This window comes from Citricoccus sp. CH26A (assembly GCF_000224415.1).
Classification (GTDB): Bacteria; Actinomycetota; Actinomycetes; order Actinomycetales; family Micrococcaceae; genus Citricoccus.
In genome coordinates, this window is record NZ_AFXQ01000014.1 from 59,428 (window position 1) to 76,197 (window position 16,770).

General features: G+C 67.5%; 11 protein-coding genes and 1 pseudogene. 4 read left to right on the plus strand and 8 right to left on the minus strand.

Annotated features, from left to right (window positions below):
- Positions 1 to 41 precede the first annotated feature (41 nt).
- The 3 genes from CITRI_RS0109900 to CITRI_RS0109910 are packed head-to-tail and all read left to right on the plus strand — an operon-like array spanning position 42 to position 3,570.
- Positions 42 to 872 carry an alpha/beta hydrolase gene (locus CITRI_RS0109900; RefSeq protein ID WP_237709037.1) on the plus strand — a complete coding sequence of 277 codons (831 nt, stop codon included), beginning with the start codon at positions 42 to 44 and terminating at the stop codon, positions 870 to 872.
- Positions 869 to 1,834 carry an MBL fold metallo-hydrolase gene (locus tag CITRI_RS0109905; protein WP_010144627.1) on the plus strand — a complete coding sequence of 322 codons (966 nt, stop codon included), beginning with the start codon at positions 869 to 871 and terminating at the stop codon, positions 1,832 to 1,834. Before CITRI_RS0109900 ends, CITRI_RS0109905 begins: the two co-directional genes overlap by 4 nt.
- Complete coding sequence (locus CITRI_RS0109910) at positions 1,831 to 3,570, plus strand: CocE/NonD family hydrolase (RefSeq protein ID WP_010144628.1); 1,740 nt, start codon at positions 1,831 to 1,833, stop codon at positions 3,568 to 3,570. Before CITRI_RS0109905 ends, CITRI_RS0109910 begins: the two co-directional genes overlap by 4 nt.
- Positions 3,571 to 3,630: 60 nt before the next feature.
- On the opposite strand, the pseudogene CITRI_RS0109915 reads toward CITRI_RS0109910, so the two are convergent.
- The 5 genes and pseudogenes from CITRI_RS0109915 to CITRI_RS0109935 all read right to left on the minus strand — a co-directional run.
- Positions 3,631 to 3,960 (minus strand): annotated as a pseudogene (locus CITRI_RS0109915) (integrase core domain-containing protein); the annotation flags it as partial.
- Positions 3,961 to 4,470: 510 nt separating this feature from the next.
- Entirely contained in the window at positions 4,471 to 5,352 is an 882-nt protein-coding gene (locus tag CITRI_RS0109920; protein WP_010144631.1) for a 3-hydroxyacyl-CoA dehydrogenase family protein, read from the minus strand.
- Positions 5,349 to 6,857 (minus strand): aldehyde dehydrogenase, encoded by a 1,509-nt coding sequence (locus tag CITRI_RS0109925; protein ID WP_237709038.1) that lies wholly within the window; start codon positions 6,855 to 6,857, stop codon positions 5,349 to 5,351. Before CITRI_RS0109925 ends, CITRI_RS0109920 begins: the two co-directional genes overlap by 4 nt.
- Before the next feature lie 30 nt (positions 6,858 to 6,887).
- The gene (locus tag CITRI_RS0109930; RefSeq protein ID WP_010144633.1) at positions 6,888 to 8,090 is read right to left on the minus strand and encodes an acyl-CoA dehydrogenase family protein; all 1,203 of its coding nucleotides are present in this window, start codon (positions 8,088 to 8,090) and stop codon (positions 6,888 to 6,890) included.
- A gap of 84 nt (positions 8,091 to 8,174) precedes the next feature.
- On the minus strand, positions 8,175 to 9,554 hold the full coding sequence (locus CITRI_RS0109935; protein WP_029139206.1) for an aminotransferase class III-fold pyridoxal phosphate-dependent enzyme: 1,380 nt from the start codon (positions 9,552 to 9,554) through the stop codon (positions 8,175 to 8,177).
- 81 nt (positions 9,555 to 9,635) lie between these two features.
- Between CITRI_RS0109935 and CITRI_RS0109940 the strand changes: the two genes are divergently transcribed.
- Positions 9,636 to 11,129 (plus strand): PucR family transcriptional regulator, encoded by a 1,494-nt coding sequence (locus CITRI_RS0109940; RefSeq protein ID WP_010144635.1) that lies wholly within the window; start codon positions 9,636 to 9,638, stop codon positions 11,127 to 11,129.
- Between the two features lie 139 nt (positions 11,130 to 11,268).
- On the opposite strand, the gene CITRI_RS0109945 is transcribed toward CITRI_RS0109940, so the two are convergent.
- The 3 genes from CITRI_RS0109945 to CITRI_RS0109955 all read right to left on the minus strand — a co-directional run bounded on the left by CITRI_RS0109945 (position 11,269) and on the right by CITRI_RS0109955 (position 16,212).
- Positions 11,269 to 12,498 (minus strand): CaiB/BaiF CoA-transferase family protein, encoded by a 1,230-nt coding sequence (locus tag CITRI_RS0109945; protein ID WP_010144636.1) that lies wholly within the window; start codon positions 12,496 to 12,498, stop codon positions 11,269 to 11,271.
- Between the two features lie 117 nt (positions 12,499 to 12,615).
- On the minus strand, positions 12,616 to 13,905 hold the full coding sequence (locus tag CITRI_RS0109950; RefSeq protein ID WP_010144637.1) for a Glu/Leu/Phe/Val dehydrogenase: 1,290 nt from the start codon (positions 13,903 to 13,905) through the stop codon (positions 12,616 to 12,618).
- 834 nt (positions 13,906 to 14,739) lie between these two features.
- Entirely contained in the window at positions 14,740 to 16,212 is a 1,473-nt protein-coding gene (locus CITRI_RS0109955; RefSeq protein ID WP_083843407.1) for an APC family permease, read from the minus strand.
- Between the last annotated feature and the right edge of the window lie 558 nt (positions 16,213 to 16,770).

Consider the following 16,770-nt stretch of genomic DNA (forward strand, 5'->3'; position numbering starts at 1 on the left):
GTCCGGATCCCGCAGCCAAGCGTGCGGCCGATCTGGAGTTCGTGACCCCTGAGGGGGAACGGTTGCCGCTGCACCAGGTCACGGACGCCACGGCGGCCACCCCGGCCGGGGACGTGCCAGTGCGGATCTACACCCCGGTCCAGGCCCGGTCCTACGGGGTCATCGTGTTCTTCCACGGCGGAGCGTTCTTCTCGGGAGACCTCGAGACGCACGACCACGTGGCCCGCCACCTGGCGAAGGAAACGGGCCACCAGGTCATCGCGGTCGACTATCGGCGGGCCCCCGAGTCCGCGTACCCCGCCGGCCTGCAGGACTGCTATGGCGTGGTCCGCTGGGTGGTGGAGAACGGCGAATCCCTCCAATGGGACGGGAAGCTGTTGGCGGTCGCGGGCGACAGCTCGGGCGGGAACTTCGTCGCAGCCGTCACCGCGCTGGCCCACGATGAGGGCTTCGAGAGCATCTCACACCAGGTGCTGTTCTATCCCTCGCTGGATCTCGACTTCAACCTCGAGCGGTACGCGTCCCTGCAGGAGAATGCGCACGGGTACGGGCTCGAGACCGTCGCCCTGCAGCCCTGGAACTCCTTCTACCTGGAATCCGGTGCCGACCCGGCCGACCCCCTGGTCTCCCCCGCCAAGAGGGCAGATCTGGCGGGTCTACCCCCGGCTCTGATCATCACAGCCGAGTACGATCCCCTGCGGGACGAGGGCGAGCTCTACGGCCGGCGCCTTCAGGAGGCGGGCGTCAACGCCACGGTCAGCCGCTACGCCGGGGCCAACCACGGCTTCGTCCAGAACTTCTCCTGGATCCCGGAGTACTACCGGGCCTTCCGGGAAACGGGTGACTTCCTCAACGGGAGTGCTCGGAGATGACGCAGCAGGTCGCCGTCCATCCGCTGGTCTCGCCCTGGGGGCGCTTCGGTCTCTACAGCTTCTTCATCGATGCCCCGGAGCCGGCCATCGTCGACACCGGAATCGCCTCATCGCCCGCCCAGGGCATGGCGCCGGCGCTGGAGGCGCTCGGGCGCCGGATCGAGGACGTGCGGTGGATCCTGCTGACCCACGGGCACATCGATCACATCGGCGGCGCCCATGCCCTGTGGGAGCTCACCGGCCGACGCGCGCAGGTGGTCATCCACGAGGCGGATGCACCGATGCTGCGTTCCCGGCGGGCCCACGTGCAGGAGTACCTCGTCGGCCGCGGACGGTACCTGCACGACCCCGAGGGTGCAGCGAAGGTGGCCGCGGCCGGGAACGCGGTCATCTCCGGCGAGATGGAACCCACGCTGTTGGTGCGCGGAGGCGAAACCCTGTCCCTGGGGGGCGAGGTCACGGTGTCCGTTCACTCGATACCGGGCCACACCCCCGGGTCGGTCGCCTATGTCCTCAACGACCAGAACGACGCGTTCGTCGGTGACGCCGTGCAGGTCCACGGTGCGGCCAACGGTTTCCCCGGATACGTCGACCCTGCCGCCTACCGCGCGAGCCTGCAGTTCCTGCGCGACCACATCCGGCCTCGCCACCTCTACCTGGGCCATCCATACCGCCGCACCGACGGCACGCCGCACGGCGTCGAACTGGACGCGGAACAGGCTCAACAGGCCCTGCAGGAGAGCCTGGAGGTCCAGGCCCGCATCGGCGACACCGCCTACCGCTGCCTGGAGGCCGGACTGCGGGACACCGAATCCCCCTACTCACCCTTCGCTCCGGTGGCACACGAACTCGGCTACACCGGTGACCCCACACTGGAACCCTCCCCGTTCTTCACCACGCTTCACGGCCACCGCACCCAGTTCACCCGGACGTCCTCAGTACAAGGAGTTACCCACCCATGACCCAATACACCACGTGGCAGGCCGGCACGGAGACCATCCGGATCGGCAAGGACCTCCGGGTGCCGATGCGTGACGGGGTTCAGCTCGTCGCCGACACCTACCAGGGCGTCGAGGACAAGCCGCGCCCGGCCCTCGTGGCGCTGAGCCCCTACGGCAAGGAACTCCAGGCCCTGGCCCTGACCACTCCCCCGCAGCAGCGTCCCTCCGTGCTCTGGGACGGCTGCATCGAGGCTGGCGACATCGCCCGCATCGTTGCAGAGGACTACGTCCACGTCATCGGCGACCTGCGCGGCTCCGGCGGCTCCGGGGGTGAGCACATCGGCAACTACAACGCCGGCGGCGTGCCGCTCGGCGAGGACGCCTACGACTTCATCGAGTGGGTGGCCGAGCAGCCCTGGTGCGACGGCAACGTGGGCATGGTGGGCATCTCCTACTTCGGGTCCATGCAGGTCCTGGCCGCGGCCGAGCGCCCGCCGCACCTGAAGGCCATCTTCGTCTCCGGTGGCCACTACGACTTCTACGAGACCACCTACCACGGCGGCATCATGTGGTTCATGCCGCGCGCCGCCCGCGAGGGCCGCGGTGGCGACTCCGGCTGGGCCTTCACCGACCAGACCACGTCCCGCATGCTCGAGCAGTACTCCCCCGAGGAGCTCAAGAAGCTCGTGGACCAGCGCCTGGCGGACCCTGACGTCGCCGCCTGGCCAAACCTGGTGCACCTGCTGAACTACCCCAAGCACCACGAGGCCTGGTTCGACATCGTGATGAACGAGCTGGACGGCCAATGGTACGAGGAGCGCAACCCGATCACCCTGGCGCCAAACATCGACATCCCGGTCTACCTTCAGTTGGACCAGGGCCGCGGCTGGACCCTGGACGGCACCATCGAGCTCTTCCACGCACTGAAGGGCCCGAAGAAGCTGGACATCGGCTCCTACCCCCCGATGCAGTCCCGTCCGTGGGTCGAGGAACACGACAAGATGTTCCGCTGGTACGACTACTGGATCAAGGGCATCGACAACGGCGTCATGGACGAGCCGGCCGTGTCCGTGTTCGTGGAGGGCTCCCGCGAGGTCCTCACCGCCGAGGCGTGGCCGCCGAAGGAGATCGAGTACTCCTCGCTCTACCTCAAGCCCCGCCGGAAGCTGACCGCCGAGCCCGAACTGCTCGGCCCCGAGTACGCGCACCCGGACGGCTGGTACCAGCCCCCGATGACCGTGACCGACGACGTGGCGATGATCCGCTACTCCACCCCCGCGTTCGAGGAGACCACGGAGATGATCGGTACCGGCGCCGCCCACCTCTTCGCCGAGATCGACCAGCCGGACACCAACTTCGTCCTGCGCCTGTGGGACGTGGCCCCGAACGGCAAGCGCCAGCTGCTCACGACCGGTTACCTCAAGGCTTCACACCGCGAACTCGACGCGGAGCGCACTACCGAGGGCAGCCCCGTGCACCCGCACACCCGTGCGGTGCCGGTGGAGCCGGGCACCATCGAGGAGTACGTGATCCGGCTGTACCCATTCGCCGCCACCTTCATGGTGGGCCACAAGCTGACGGTGGAGCTGTCCACCAACGAGCCCATGGTCGACGACGCGAATTCGCTGCTGCCCCCGGACGCCTTCCACCTGCCGGTGGGCCGCCCGGTGACGACCAAGATCTACCGCGACGCCCTGCACCCGTCCCGGTTGGTCCTGCCCTTCACCCGAAAAACGGCGAACGGCCACGCGGACTAACCACATCGGCCACGAAACCCAGGGACGAGGAACTGAAGCGCCCTGGGTTTCGTTCCGTGGTTAGACCACCGCGGGCGCGGGCGTCAGGTGTTGAGTGTATGAGGCTTCGACTTCTGCCGGGGTTCGGTAGTCGAGGTTCTCGTGCAGCCGGTGGGTGTTCCACCACTGCACCCAGTCCATCGTGGCCATCTCCACGGCCGTGACCGAGGGCCAGACCCGGCGAGTGTGGATGATCTCGGCCTTGTAGAGGCCGTTCACGGCTTCGGCGAGGGCGTTGTCGCACGAATCGCCGAAGGTGCCCACCGACGCGGTGACACCGAAGGCGGCCAGCGTGTCGGTGTAGGCCAGGCTGACGTATTGCACGCCTCAATCCGAGTGATGGACCAGCCGCCCGTCGAGAAGCTCTGCCAGGCCGTGGCCTCCGGCACGTCCAGATTGACAATCAACGGTGTCAACGAGAAGCCATCGATCGTGTCGAAGAATCCCAGTGCCCGGTCATAACCCGACGACCCGCGCTCATACACCTCCGGCCGCATGGGCCGAGGGTAACCGAGCCGGGCACGTCTCGATGAGGGTTGCCAGCGCAGGCGAGAGACGTCCCACGCGTTGAGCTTCGCGCCGTCGGGGCACCGCGGAATGCGTGTCGACTTCTCGCATGGGTATCGGTCGGCTTGGGGCTGATTGGCAGCCTACTGGAAGTACACCCTGCAGCGGGCCGTCCAGGGGTTCGGGACGGACGGTGGCGCCGACCTGGCGACCATGCTCACCCTCTTCTCGGCTGACCCAGGGGCGCACGGTCCCACATGCGCCGTCGAACTGCTTCGGGGTCAGCTAGTGAACCTTGCCAACAGAGGTGGCCACCGTCGTCTGGCCGTACTCGAGGAGGTTGTCAGATCTTCTTCAGGAGCTTTGAGCGTAGTCGTAGAATCCAGCTCCGCTCTTTCGTCCCTGCCGTCCTTGGGCGAGCAATGCGGTAACGGTGGGATGGGGTTTGTCGGAGTCGTCCTGGGTGTCGGCATAGGTGGCCTCGGCGATGAAGTTGATGACGTCCAGACCAATCATGTCCATGAGTTCGAACGGACCCATGGGATGGCCCAGTGCGGTTCGAGCCGTAGTGTCGATATCTTCCACGGTGGCAATCCCTGCCGCTGCAAGGTCCAGGGCTTCTCGCTGGACGGCGCCCATGAGGCGGTTGGCGATGAAACCGGGGATCTCCCGGGAGAGGAGCACGGGCAGTTTGCCCAGACGCCGGGTGAACTCCAGGACCGTGCCCACGGTGTCCTCGGAGGTGCGGTCGTGACGGACGACTTCCACGCACTTCATCACCAGGGCGGGATTGAAGAAGTGCATGTTGCATACCTTCTCAGGACGTCCGGTGACGTCGGCGACCTTGGAGGAGCCCAGGGTGGAGGAATTGGTCGTCAGGATCGCGTGGTCCGGTGCGCACCGGCCGAGGGTCCTGAAGATCTCCGTCTTGACCGGCAACCGTTCGGTGGCGGCTTCAATGACGAAATCCGCAGTGACCGCGGCGTGTTCCACATCCGTGCTCCACGTCAACCGCTCCAGTGCATCCTGGGCGTCGCCTTGTTGAAGCTTGCCCTTGACCACCCGCTCCTTGGTCCAGGACACCAGGTCAGTGCGGGCGGTGCTGAGCATGTCCGCGGAGATGTCCTGGACTGTGGTGCGGTATCCGGCCAGGGCTGCGGTCATGGCGATCTGCCGGCCCATGGCCCCGGCGCCCACGACGAGGACGTTCTCGATCATCTCGATGGATGTGCTCATGCCGGGCTGCCTCCGCGTAGGTAGACGGTGGTGGTGTGGGTGAAGAACTCCTGGGCGGCGCCGCCCTGCTCTTTGGGTCCGTATCCGGATTTCTTGGCTCCGCCGAAGGGAACGTGCGGGTCGGCGCCGGCGGATTCGGAGTTCACGTGCAGGATGCCCACGTCGATCTCGTCCACCGCGTCCAGCACCCGGGTGACATCCTGGGTGAACACGGCTGCGGAGAGACCGAAATCGCTGTCGTTGGCCAGGGCGAAGGCATCCTGGGGACCGGAGGCACGGGCGACGGTGAGGATCGGACCGAAGAACTCGTCCCGCCAGGCCGTGTTCGTCGCAGCCGCGTTCCGGTCGGCGGGAAGCTGAAGGACCGTGGGCGGGACGAAGCATCCGGGGGCGGAGCCGTTGGAAGGGCCAGCACCCTGGTGCAGCAGGGTGGCGCCCTCTCCTAGCGCGGTGTGGACCCCCTGGCGGACGTCGTCCGCAGCGGACTCACTGACCAACGGGCCCATGTGCACCCGGGTGTCAGTGGGATCCCCCACGGTCCAGCCGTCGATGCGTGCCCGGAGCCGGTCGATGAACTCCCCGGCTACGGCGTCCTCCACGATCAGCCGCGAGGTCGCGGTGCACTTCTGGCCGGTGGAGCGGAACGCACCCAGCATGACCTGCTCGGAGGCCAGGTCGAGGTCGGCATCGGCGAGGACGATCGAGGCGTTCTTTCCGCCCATCTCGGCCTGCATCGGTACCCCACGTGCGGCGGCGGCCGCGGCCAGCTGTCGGCCGACCCCGGTGGACCCGGTGAAGGTCAACCCGTCCAGCCGCGGGTGCTCGACGATTGCGGTGCCCAGGGAGCCGCGCCCGATGACCAGGTTCAACACGCCCCGGGGCAGCCCTGCCTCCTGCAAGGACTCCGCCAGGCGGACGGCGAGCAACGGCACGGTGCTGGCCGGCTTCCAGACCACGGTGTTGCCGTAGACCAGGGCCGGGGCGATCTTCCACGCCGGGATGGCGATGGGGAAGTTGAACGGTGTGACGACGCCGACCACGCCGAGTGGCTTGCGTGTCACCAGGATTCGTTCACCCCGGCGTGGGGAGGAGAAGACCTCACCTGCCACCCGGTCCCCCGCACCGCCGTAGTAGCGCATGATCTGCGCGGCGCGCAGGACCTCACCGGTGGCCTCGGCCAGGGTCTTGCCCTCCTCGCGCGCCAGCTCCAGGCCCAGCTCGTCTGCGGAACGCTCCAGGACTTGGGCGGCGCGGAGCAGGACGGCCCCGCGTTCGTGCATCGGGGTCCGAGCCCAGTCCCGGGTGGCGGTGGACGCGGCGGCCATGGCCCGGTCCACGTCCTCGACCGTGGCCTGCAGGCCGTGGGCGACCTGCTCCTCGGGACGCGTGGGGTTCTCGGAGACGAGCGGTGCACTCGTGCCTTCCTGCCAGGCGCCGTCGATCAGGTGCCGCAGCGGGACGGCGGGGGGTGCTTCGGGGTTCATCTGGTTCGTCTCCCGTGTCATTCGGCGAGTGTCCGCGGAGGTCGGCATCGGTCAGCGGAAGGCCGGGGTACCGGTGAGCTTCTGGCCCAGGATCAGGGTGTGGACCTCGTCGGTTCCCTCGTAGGTCCGCACGGATTCCAGGTTGTTGGCGTGGCGCAGCGGCGAGTACTCCAGGGTGATCCCGTTGCCGCCCAGGATGGTGCGGGCCTCGCGGGCGATCTCAATGGCCTCACGGCAGTTGTTGAGCTTGCCCACGGAGATCTCGTGCAGCTTCAGCGTGCCGGCGTCCTTGCGGCGGCCGATGTGCAGGGCCAGCAGGAATCCCTTGTTGATCTCCAGGGCCATGTCCACCAGCTTCTGCTGGGTGAGCTGGTAACCGGCCAGCGGCTTGTCGAACTGCAGGCGCTGCTGGGAGTAGGCCAGGGCCACCTCGAAGGCGTCCCGGGCAGCGCCCATGGCGCCCCAGATGATGCCGTAGCGGGCCTCGTTCAGGCAGCTGAAGGGTCCCTTGAGCCCCACGACACCGGGCAGCACGGCGTCGGCGGGCAAGCGCACGTCGGTCAGCTCGATCTCACACTGGATCGAGGCGCGCATCGAGAGCTTGGGCTCGATCGGGGTGGCCGAGTAGCCCGGCGTCGAGGTGGGGACCACGAACCCGCGGATCCCCTCGTCGGTCTGGACCCAGATGACCGCGACCTGCGCCACGTTGGCCAGGCCGATCCACCGTTTGGTGCCGTTGAGCACCCAGTCCTCACCGTCGCGGCGGGCGAAGGTCTTCATCGCGGAGGGGTCCGAACCGGCCGTGGGCTCGGTGAGCCCGAAGCAGCCGATGGCCTCGCCGGCGGCCATGGCGGGCAGCCACTGCTGCTTCTGCTCTTCCGAACCGTGCTTGTAGATCGCGGACATCGCCAGCGATCCCTGGACCGAGACGAAGGTGCGCAGTCCGGAGTCCCCGGCCTCCAGCTCCGCCCCGGCCAGTCCGTACTCCACCGCCGAGGAGCCCGGGCAGCCGTAACCGGACAGGTGCATGCCCAGCAGGCCCAGCTTGGCCATCTCCGGGACGATCTCCAGGGGGAACACGGCGTCGGCGTACCAGGAGGCGATGTTCGGCTTGACCTCGGCGTCCACGAAGGCGCGGACGCGGTCCCGCGTGGCGATCTCCTCGGCCGTCAGCAGCGAGTCGAAATCGATGAGGTCGGCGGGGTCCAGGGTGATGTCCGCGGCCTGGTCCGGGCCCGTGGCGAGGGTGGTCATGATCGTCCTTGTCTGGCGCTTAGCGGTGGGGGGTGGAAGTGGTGGGTGGGGGTGGGCGCCGGTGTCGGCGGCCACCCCCGTGGTTCACGACCCTGCGGTGGCGTCCAGGATGGCCTGGCGCAGTACGCCCAGGCCGTCGCGGAGCAGCTCGGAGCCGATCACCAGCGGCGGCAGCAGGCGGATGACGTTGCCGTGGGTGCCGCAGGTCAGGGTCAGCACCCCCTGGGCGTGGCAGGCGGCCGAGATGGACTTGGCCAGCTCCGGACGCGGTTCCAGGGTGTCCCGGTCGGCGAACTCGAGGGCCAGCATGGCCCCGCGGCCGCGGAACTGGGCGACGACGGGGGTCTGCTCCACGAGGGGTTCGAGCATCTCGCGGGCGATTGCCTCGATCTCGCGGGCGTTGGCCAGCAGCGTGCCGTCCTCGAACTCCTCGAAGACCGCTAGGGCCGCCTCGCACGCCAGCGGGTTCCCGGCGTAGGTCCCGCCGAGCCCGCCGGCGTGCACCGCGTTCATGAGTTCGGTCCGTCCCGTCACCGCAGACAGCGGAAGGCCGTCGGCCAGCGCCTTGGCGGAGAGGGTGATGTCCCCGGCGATTCCTTCGTGCTCGCTGGCGTACAGGGCGCCGGTCCGGCCCATGCCGGCCTGGATCTCATCGATGACCAGCACGATCCCGTGCCGGTCGGCGATCTCGCGCAGTCCGGCGAGGAAACCGGGAGCCGGCACGATGAACCCGCCCTCGCCCTGGATCGGTTCGATGACCATCGCGGCGAACGTCTCGGGGCCGCGCGCGTCCAGGGTGGCCTCGACGGAGGCCAGGGCCATGGCGGTGACGTCTTCACCGGAGGCACCCTGGACCGAGGGCCGCAACGGGTTGGCCGAGGCGGCACGGACGACCTCACCGGGCAGGGGCCCGAAGTTGAGGCGGTAAGGGTTCTCCTTGGCGGTCATGGCCATGGTCAGCAGGCTGCGGCCGTGGTAGGCCTCGTCGAAGACCAGCACGTGGGGCCGGCCGGTGGCCGAGCGGGCGATCTTCACGGCGTTCTCCACGGCCTCGGCGCCGGTAGAGAACAGTGCCGTGCGCTTGTCGAAGTCACCGGGGGTGTGCTCGTTGAGCCAGCGGCAGACGCGGGTGAAGGACTCGTACTCGGTGACCATGAAGCAGGTGTGGGTGAACCGCTCCAGTTGCTCGGCCACGCGCTGGCGCACCCGGGCGTTGGCGGCGCCCACGCTGGTCACGGCGATGCCGGAGGCGAAGTCGATGAAGCGGTTGCCGTCCACGTCCTGGATGATCCCGCCGTCGGCGCGGTCGACAAAGACCGGCAGCGCCACGCCGAACCCGTCGCTGACCTGCGCGAGGCGCTCAGCGTGCAGTTCCTGGGAGCGGGGACCGGGCACGGTGGTGACGAGCTGGCGGGTCTGCGGCAGGGATCCGGTGTGGACGGAAGCATCGGAGATCTGGGTCATGGCGCCCACGCTACGGAGCGCGCTCTGACCCGTCATTGAACATTCCAGCCAAACAGGCCCGGTCTATCGGATAATTCGTCCATGGTCTCTCTCCTTGAACTCAGCACGGATCTGGGCACTCATCTCGTGCCGGTCGCGGGGCGGAAGCTGTCTGCCCGTCAGCTCAGCGGCGTCCACATCTCCGAGCTGGAGGACCCCACCCCGTACCTGGATGGCGGCGAGCTGTTGCTGACTACGGGTATGCCGCTCGGCGGCAATGAGGCCACCACCGGCGCCTACGTGTCCCGATTGCAGGCCAGGGGCATCCACGCCCTGGGGATCGGTCTGGGTCCCTGGCTCGAAGAGGTTCCCGCATACCTCACGGACGCCTGCCGAGATGCTGGCATCGACCTGCTGACCGTGCCCGACGGAGTCCCGTTCCAGAGCGTCTCACGCGCTTTCTGGGGACTGACGGCCCGCAGTGGACAGGCCGACCTGATGAGCAGCCTGGGCACCCAGACCGCCCTGGCGCAGGCAGCCATCCGTCAGGACGCCTCCCACGCCGTGGTGCGCGGCATCGCCCAAGCCCTGGGCGGCTGGGCGGCTTACCTGCCCGCAGACCAGGGGCCCGAGCTCTACTGGCCAGCCAGCGCGAAGGCATCGTTGCCGGTGCTACACGCCGAGACTTCACGTCTTCACCGTGCCGGGGCACATTCAGTGGCCACCTTCGAAATCCACGGCCAGCCCGTGGTGGAATACCCCATTGCCTCGGGCGACCGCATCCACGGATTCCTGGCGATCGGCCCGGGGCGTGCTCTGACCGCCGCGGACCGCCAGGTCATCCTGACCGTATGCACCCTGCTGGCCATCAAGGCCCGTCAGCGGGAGGTCGTCTCCAGCACGACGGCGACCCTAGGAGCGGTCGCTGCCAAGTTGCTGCTGCGCGGCCAGGCCGAAGCGGCCCGGATCTTGGCGGAGGATGTCGGCCTGCGCGAACTGCCCTCGCGGGTACGCCTGCTGGGTCTGAGGACCCAACCCGGTGATGATGCCGAGTTGCTGGTGCGGACCGCCTCGTCCCTGCGCCGAGAAGAGGGCCTGCCCCCGCTGGGGGCGTCGGCGACCGATTGCCTGCTGCGCTATGAGGAACCGGGAGTGCTCTTCCTGGTCTTGCCCGCTGGCGGGGTCGATCCCGTGGCCGAGGGTGGCTACCGCGTGCAGGACATCCCCGAGGGCCTGGCCGGGGCCCTGAGTGAACCGATCAGCCTGGCCGAGGTCTCCCAAGCCCTACCGACGGTGCGGCAGGCGTTGCGCCAGGCTCCTGCGGGGTCCCTCGTCGGAACCGGCGGCCGCGACGAGGCGCCGGCCCAGGCCTGGGTGAAGATCCTGTCCGACTACTCCCGCGCCGACCTGGTCGGTACCGTCACCCAGTACCTGCGCCACCGGGGCCACTGGGAAAACGTCTCCCGGGACCTGGGCGTGCACCGTAACTCGGTGCGGCACCGCATCGGCATCGCCCAGTCCTTGCTGGGCGTGGACCTGGACGACCCGGACGTCTTCGCACCGTTGTGGCTGGCGTTGCGCCAGCACGGGCAGTGAGCGGGCATCCCGGTGGCCCCACCCCGCCTGTCTGACAAGGCATGTGGGGCGGGACCGGTGGGCATGAGGACAGGCCGGACCGACGCGGCATACGACCCGCTTGGACTGCGGTGGGTCAGCACGGCATGCCGGGGCCCCGTTATGGGAGTTCCAGGGAGGCCAAACCGTCTACATCAACATTGCGGCCCTCCCGCAGCCACGCCACCACGTGCTCGGTGTGCTCGCCCAGGCTGGGCGGGGCTTGGGTGCGCGGGGCCAGCGGTGGATTCCAGGTCGCCGGATGACGGATCTGCCGGCCGACATCGTTTCCCTGGACATCGTGGACCACGATGGTGGGCTCCAGGCCCAGGGATTGCGCGTAGTCGATCCCCTCGTCGATACCAGCGACCCGCCCGGCGGGCACCCCGACACGGGTGAGCCGTTGCTGCCACTCGCGTGAGGGTGCAGCGGCGAGCAAGCGCTCCAGCAGCGGTATCAGGATCTCCCGGTGTTCCACGCGGGCACTGTTGGTGGCGAACCGCGGGTCGCTCGACAGCTCCGGTGCCCCCAGTTCCTGGGCCAGGCGGGCGAACTGCCCGTCATTGCCGCAAGCCACGGCCAGGGGCCCGTCACCGCACTCCAGCAGCTGGTAGGGCACGATCGAGGGGTGGGCATTGCCCATCCGCCCGGGCACCGTGCCCGCTCCAAGGTAGGCCTGCCCCTGATTCGCCAGGGCGCCCTGCAGGCTGGACAGCAGGTTCACCTCAACGTGACTGCCGCGCCCGGTGTGCTCCCGGGCCCGCAGCGCAGCCAACACGGCGACGGTGGCGTCCTTGGCCGTGAGCACGTCCACCAGGGCAACACCTGCCTTATAGGGTGACCCGTCGGCCTCACCGGTGATGCTCATCAGCCCGCCCAGGGCCTGCACGATGAAGTCGTACCCGGGGATCTCCCGGCCGCCAGCGGCCCCAAACCCGGAGATGGAGGCATATACCAGACCCGGGTTCTCGACCGAGAGTTCCGCATAACCCAGCCCCAGCCGCTCAAGCCCGCCGGGCTTGAAGTTCTCCACCAACACATCGGCGCGCAGCGCCAGTTCCCGGCCCAAGGCCAGGTCTTGGGGATCCGTCAGGTCCAGGCACACGGATTCTTTGTTCCGGTTCACGGACTCGAAATACGTGGCACCGGTGGCGGACCATGGCGGTCCCCAACTGCGGGTGTCGTCACCGGTTCCGGGGCGCTCGACCTTGATCACGCGCGCCCCGAGGTCGGCCAGGGTCATGGTGCACAGCGGCCCGGCGAGGACGCGGGAGAAATCGGCGACCAAGACCCCGTCCAGCGGTCGCTGTCCGTCCGGGCCAGGCACGTTCTTCAATGGCAGGGTGGTCATCAAAAACCTTTCGCAGAAGGGGTGTCGACTCAATCAAGCCGACAGGGTCGGCGGTCGGCTTGTTCTCTGGTGTCATCCCGCCGGCCCACGGGATTGGCCAGGAACGGCACGGGTGGATCAGGGGTAGAGACCGCGGGTGCGGTGGGCGTCGGCCACACGCTCAACGGCAGTAACCGTGGCTGCCTCGCGAAGGCTCAAGCCCCGAGCGGCGGATACCTCCAACAGGTGGTTCCAGGCCGCGAGCATCCGGCGTTCCAATCCCTCATTCACCTCGGCTGCGGACCACCAGTAGGCCTGGTTGGACTGCACCCATTCGAAGTAAGAGACGATCACCCCACCGGCGTTGGCCAAGATATCTGGAACGACCAACACCCCCTGGTCCGCCAGGATCTGGTCCGCGGCACCGGTGGTGGGCCCGTTGGCACCTTCCACGACCACCTTGGCCGCCACACTGGCAGCATTTCCTTCGTGCAGGACCCCCTCGACGGCCGCGGGCACCAGCAAATCAACCTCGAGGGCCAATAGTGCTGCGGCGGGCAGTGCGTCCGCCCCGGCGAAGTCGACCACGGATCCGGTGACGGCCACGTGGGATTGCAGGGCCCTCACGTCGATGCCGTCCGCGTGGTGGATGGCACCGTACTGGTCTGAGACAGCGACAACTTTGACCCCCGCCTCGGCCAGGAACTGTGCGGTCCCCGCACCGACCTTGCCGAAGCCCTGCACGGCCGCGGTCGTGGTCGAGGGGCGCAACCCAAGGTGCCGCAGGGCGGCCAGAGCGATGTGGACGACCCCGGCCGAAGTGGCCGTAGACCGCCCTAATGAACCTCCGAGGCTGACCGGCTTGCCGGTAACGACTCCGGGCACGGTGTACCCCGAGGACACCGAATAGGCATCCATCATCCACGCCATGGTGCGTTCATCAGTACCGACGTCCGGAGCGGGGATGTCCTTGTCCGGCCCGATGATCGGCAGGATTTCGCTGGTGTAGCGCCGGGTGACGCGTTCGAGTTCTGCCTGAGAGTAACCGCGCGGATCGATCCGGATGCCACCCTTGGCCCCACCGTAGGGAACATCGAGCAAGGCGCATTTCCAGGTCATCCACATCGCCAAAGCCCGGACCTCGTCTAGATCCACATTAGGAGCGAACCGCAACCCGCCCTTTGCCGGGCCACGGGAGAAGTTGTGCTGGACCCGGTGACCGGTCAGGACCTCCACGGTCCCGTCATCGCGGCGCAGCGGGATGCTCACTGACATCTCCCGCCGAGGCTGTGATAACAATCCGTATAACCCCTCGTCATACCCCAGGGTAGCCACCGCGGCCGCAAGCTGGGCCCGAGCATCGGTCAGCGGACCCGGTTGATGAATCGGGATATCCCGAACGGGAGAGAACGCAATATCTGTCGTCATTGACCTACCTTTGATCGAGATCCCGGAATGGGCACACAGCCACGGTATGGCCTCGCTCACACTCATACTTGGAGGAAAGATCCAAGGAGCCGAGTACGGTTGTGCCCTCCATCCAATGGCTGGACACCGTAGGGGTGGTTCTTCCGCATGCTCGGATCGCACCCTGTGCGCGCCGGAGTCGATCCACCCGCATCCCTTACAGCGTGGCCCTGACTCTTAGGCCTCGAGGCCCCGAGCGAGGCAATTTTCGCGCCGAGCATTCGCTCACCACGGCGTGCGAGGCTCGGTCTGCTGCACCTTTGAATGGCATCCGCCTGCATGCTCCGGCAGCTACGCCACGAGCAGGTTGCCACCGGCGCCGCCAGTGGCCAACGCAACCCATGAAGACCCACTCGGGCACTAGAGGGGCCTTCACGACGGAGCACGAGTGCGGGCGGGAGCCTCCACACCCGGGCCGTGCTCCAGTGCGAGTTTCCGCCAATCCGGTAGACCGATGTCCCACCGAGCGTGCGGGGAGGCACTCACCGGGAGATGTCCACCAGCGTCTTCCCGCCGGGACCGCTTGCTTCCTCTTCGCTCATGCGAACGGGCGCGCAGAGTGAGGTCAGCGGCCCGCCGTCATCGCGACGCACTTGGCGGGCTATCGCACATTTGAAGTACCGGACCCCGGCGGATGTCCCCACCCCCGCCTTGCACCCGCACTGGGGTGTATCTTCCGCCTGGGGCGGGCACCGAATGTCGACATCCGGTGCCCGCCGAATATGTCTCCGCTCCCGACGCCGAGAATCTGACTACCGCGGTTCGATCGATGGTCGCGCTCCCCCGACCGTAGTCCTAACCGCGGCGGGATGCGATGCGTGCGAGTAAGTCGTGCTCCGCATCAGGACCGGGAGTAATCCCCCGGGGAACCCTGAAGAGGAAGAAGGCGCCGAGCACCCACCACAGGCCGAACAGGATCCACGGTGTCGGCCCCAGCCCGGCTGGCATCCCGGGCAGGTAGAGACTCAACAGTCCTGCGCACAGGAGCACTGAGGCACCGCCAATGGCCACGCCGAAGTTACCGCGGCCGCCCACACGCAACGGCCGTTCCATATCCGGTTCCCGGCGTCGCAGGATGATGAAAGCCACACCGACCAGCAGGTAAGCAAGGACGATGCTGGGCGATCCGGAGTCCACGAGCCACCCCAACATGGCCGACCCGAAGAACGGTGCCAGGACGGACAGGGCCCCGATGAAGAGCAGCGCGTTCACCGGCGTGCCGTAGCGGGGGTGTAGACGGGCGAACCACTGCGGCAACATGCCGGATTCTGCCATTGCGTAGAGCAAGCGCGAGGCCCCCATGAGCAGGGAGTTCCAGGAGGTCAGGATGCCGGCGATGCCCCCGGCGATCAGCAGGTTGGCCATCATCTGGGAGCCGAAGAGTGCCCCCATGGCGTCGGCCGTGGCGAGGTCACTCGTGGCGAGCTGGCCCACGGACAGGCCGGACGCGGTCGTGAGGATGACCATCACGTACCAGGCCGCGGCGATCAGCACGGCAATCACCACGTAGCGGCCGATGCGCCGCGGGGGAAGGTCGCATTCCTCGGCAGCCTGCGGGATGACGTCGAAACCGACGAACATGAAAGGGACCACGATCAGTACCCCGAAGAAGCCAGCAACCCCATTGGATACCAGTGGCTCGAAGTTGGCCGGTTCCCCGTTGGTGACGGCACCGAGCAGGTGCAGGGCACCGATGGCGAAGAGGAAGATGACGACAAACGTCTGGACAACGCCGGCCAGTTTCACGCCAAGGATGTTGATCGTCGTGATGACGACGGCGGCGACCACACCGACCAGCGCCCACGTGAGGTAGACCTCGGAGCCGGCTATCTCCCACAAGAACACCTGGTTGAGTTCTGGGAACAGGTAGAGCGCGGTCTTGGGCAGAGCCACGGCCTCGAAGGCGACAATGGTGATGTATCCCCCGGTGATTGCCCATGAGCCGATGAAGGACCACCGGGCCCCCATGGCCCGCAGCAGGTAATTGTGCTCTCCTCCAGCTCGGGGCATCGCGGCCACCAGCTCCGAGTAGGTCAGACCCACCACGGCCATGATCCCTCCGCCGATGGCCATGGCGGCCGCGGCGCCCAGGGGGCCGGCGGTGGTGATCCAGTCGCCGGTGAGCACCACCCAGCCGAATCCGATCATGGCGCCCACGCCAATCGCCAAGGTGTCCCAACGGTTCAGGACCTTCTTCAGTCCCGGTCCGGCCGGGGCCTGTGGAGCAGCCTGCGAAACGGCCTGTACAGGAGAGGTTCGGAGCGCCATGCTGCCGCCTTTCATTGATGCGTGACGCGCCTCACTGTAGTGGGGGTGAAAACAGCATCTTTAGCCATCTCATCCAAACCCGTGGATGGTCTGTCCCCAGCGCCTGGGAACCGTCGCAACGGGTCGAGAACATCCGCTGCCAGTTGGGTCGGAATAGCTGCCAGCTAGGTCGGGATAGGGGTCCCCTGAAAAAAACACTGCAGACGCCCGAGCACGAGCGGACATCCTCTGTGCCTGTAAAGCGGCGTTCTGCGCTCGGCAGATCCGCCGATTTGGCGGCGACGATCCACGTCTCGAGTCTGACCGGAATGGACACCCCGGGCTCCAGCAGGCCGGTGAAGTTCGGGATCAGACAACACGAGGCGGACGTCGCTGAGCACAAGGCGGCGAACTGGTCACACGCTCGCCTTGAGGATCGGTTCGGCGTGAACCCCTGAGGGTGTCCAACTGGGTGGACCTGATCTGCACACCTGCACGACGACATGGTGTTGGGTGGACAGAAGTGTTCAGAACCCCCCACTTGCGTTGACCTCAGACTGCGGGTGCCCAGCGGTCTAT

Coding starts and splice junctions, on each gene's coding strand:
- CITRI_RS0109905 (WP_010144627.1), top strand. CDS start 869: ATGACGCAGCAGGTCGCCGTCCATCCGCTGGTCTCGCCCTGGGGGCGC.
- CITRI_RS0109910 (WP_010144628.1), top strand. CDS start 1,831: ATGACCCAATACACCACGTGGCAGGCCGGCACGGAGACCATCCGGATC.
- CITRI_RS0109920 (WP_010144631.1), bottom strand. CDS start 5,352: ATGAGCACATCCATCGAGATGATCGAGAACGTCCTCGTCGTGGGCGCC.
- CITRI_RS0109925 (WP_237709038.1), bottom strand. CDS start 6,857: ATGACACGGGAGACGAACCAGATGAACCCCGAAGCACCCCCCGCCGTC.
- CITRI_RS0109930 (WP_010144633.1), bottom strand. CDS start 8,090: ATGACCACCCTCGCCACGGGCCCGGACCAGGCCGCGGACATCACCCTG.
- CITRI_RS0109935 (WP_029139206.1), bottom strand. CDS start 9,554: ATGACCCAGATCTCCGATGCTTCCGTCCACACCGGATCCCTGCCGCAG.
- CITRI_RS0109940 (WP_010144635.1), top strand. CDS start 9,636: ATGGTCTCTCTCCTTGAACTCAGCACGGATCTGGGCACTCATCTCGTG.
- CITRI_RS0109945 (WP_010144636.1), bottom strand. CDS start 12,498: ATGACCACCCTGCCATTGAAGAACGTGCCTGGCCCGGACGGACAGCGA.
- CITRI_RS0109950 (WP_010144637.1), bottom strand. CDS start 13,905: ATGACGACAGATATTGCGTTCTCTCCCGTTCGGGATATCCCGATTCAT.
- CITRI_RS0109955 (WP_083843407.1), bottom strand. CDS start 16,212: ATGGCGCTCCGAACCTCTCCTGTACAGGCCGTTTCGCAGGCTGCTCCA.